The organism is Micrococcus sp. GbtcB5, from assembly GCF_019091605.1.
Classification (GTDB): domain Bacteria; phylum Actinomycetota; class Actinomycetes; order Actinomycetales; family Micrococcaceae; genus Micrococcus; species Micrococcus luteus.
In genome coordinates, this window is record NZ_JAGXJK010000066.1 from 1 (window position 1) to 1794 (window position 1794).

The window sequence follows — 1794 nt, forward strand, 5'->3', positions numbered from 1 at the left end:
CATCGGCCTCATACCTCCTGCGGGGACGCCCCTCCGGCCTCGTTGGCCCCGGCCCGAGTCAACAACGTCATGCCCTCCTACATCTAGGAAGCGGCGACGACGGCTCCCGTCTCGGCCACGACAGTGCGTGGAAGGCGCCCGTTTCCCGAACGAAAGTGCCGGGACACGCCGCCGTTTCCCGAACGAAAGCGGGGTGGGGCGGAATAGGTGCGGCGGGGTGTCCGTTGTGGTCGGCAGGACGATCGCCGGCGTGAGCGCGTCGGCCCCGCTGACGAAAGGACCCACCGTGGCCACCAAGGACCTGACCCTCGAGGAGTTCGGCTCCACCGTCGCCGAGAACGACACCGTGCTCGTGGACTTCTGGGCCGGCTGGTGCGGCCCGTGCCGCCAGTTCGCCCCCGTGTTCGAGGCCGCCTCCGAGAAGCACGAGGACGTCGTGTTCGCCAAGGTCGACACGGAGGACCAGCAGCAGCTGGCGGCGATGGCCGGCATCACCTCCATCCCCACGCTCATGGCCTTCCGCGGCGGCGTGCTCGTGTTCTCCCAGGCCGGCGCCCTGCCGGGCACCGCGCTCGAGCAGCTGCTCGACCAGGTCAAGGGCCTCGACATCGCAGAGGTCCGCCGCCTGGCCGAGGAGCAGCAGGGCCAGCAGGGCGACGCCGAGCCGGCGCAGGACGAGGCCGTGCAGTCCACCGCCGCCCACCTCGACGACGTCAACGGCCGCTGACGGCCCGCGCGGCGTCGCCGCGCCGGCCGCTCACCGCGGGTCGAACGCCCCCTGCTGCCACTGCTCCACGAGCCACGGGCTGAACGCCCGGGGGACGGCGGCCAGGGCGGCGGCCAGATCGGCCGGCTCCACCCAGCACCACTCCGCGACCTCGTCCCGCTCCGGGGCGGGGTCGCCGTGCATCCGGGCCCGGAACACCGGGCAGATCTCGTGCTCCTCCATGCCGGAGGCGTCTGCGGCCCGGTAGCGGAAGTCGGGGAGCACCTCGACGACGTCGGACACCTCCACGCCCAGCTCCTGCGGGGCGCGGCGCAGCACGGCCTCCGCGGGGGACTCGCCGGGGCCGGGGTGCCCGCAGAACCCGTTGGTCCACACCCCGGGGAACGCCGCCTTGCCCAGCGCCCGGCGGGTGAGCAGGAACCGGTCGGCCTCGTCGTACACGTGACAGGAGAAGGCCAGGTGCAGGGGCGTGCCGCCGTCCTCGGTGCGGCGGTGGACCGTGGCCTTGGCCTCCGTGCCCACGGCCTCGCCCTCCGGGGACAGCAGGACCACGCGCTCGACGTCGTCGGGGCCTGCGACCGGGACGTCCGAGGCCGCCAACCACGGTCGGGCGACGGGGGAGGGGCGGTCGGGCGGGGAGGGCGTGGCCGGGGTCTGCATGCCTCTCAGTGTGGCAGGCGAGCCGGGCCACCCATCAGATGTGGGCCACGTCACCTCAGTCCGATCCCGACGGCCGGGCGTGGCTAGATGTTGTGGGTCATGAGGTTCTTGCCACGAGGCGCCGGCTGAGATGAGACGAGTGGGCCCCGCCCCGCAGGATGGAAGTTCCTCAACAACCCACCTGCCCGAAAAGACCCACTCATGACTCACGCTAACGCACCCCTGACCCCGACTGGCCGACTCAGGATGGTCCACCGCCACCTGCACGACGGGATCCCGCAGGCACACGTGGCCGCCGAGTTCCGCGTCAGCCGGCCCACGGTGGCCACCTGGGTCGCCCGCTACCGCGCCCAGGGAGAAGCCGGCCTTCAGGACCTGCCCAGCCGGCCGCACCGTTCACCTGCCCA

At 72.7% G+C, this 1794-nt stretch carries 3 protein-coding genes; 2 read left to right on the plus strand and 1 reads right to left on the minus strand.

The features are described from left to right. Positions 1–286 precede the first annotated feature (286 nt). The gene (gene trxA / locus KVS67_RS11425; protein WP_052007086.1) at positions 287–727 is read left to right on the plus strand and encodes a thioredoxin; all 441 of its coding nucleotides are present in this window, start codon (positions 287–289) and stop codon (positions 725–727) included. Positions 728–757: 30 nt separating this feature from the next. Here trxA and idi read toward each other — a convergent pair whose 3' ends face one another. Then, positions 758–1387 carry an isopentenyl-diphosphate Delta-isomerase gene (gene idi / locus KVS67_RS11430; RefSeq protein ID WP_036384334.1) on the minus strand — a complete coding sequence of 210 codons (630 nt, stop codon included), beginning with the start codon at positions 1385–1387 and terminating at the stop codon, positions 758–760. Positions 1388–1588: 201 nt separating this feature from the next. On the opposite strand from idi, the gene KVS67_RS11435 reads away from it, so the two are divergent. Beyond that, a partial coding sequence (locus KVS67_RS11435) for a leucine zipper domain-containing protein (protein ID WP_217565386.1) occupies positions 1589–1794 on the plus strand: 206 nt, incomplete at its 3' end.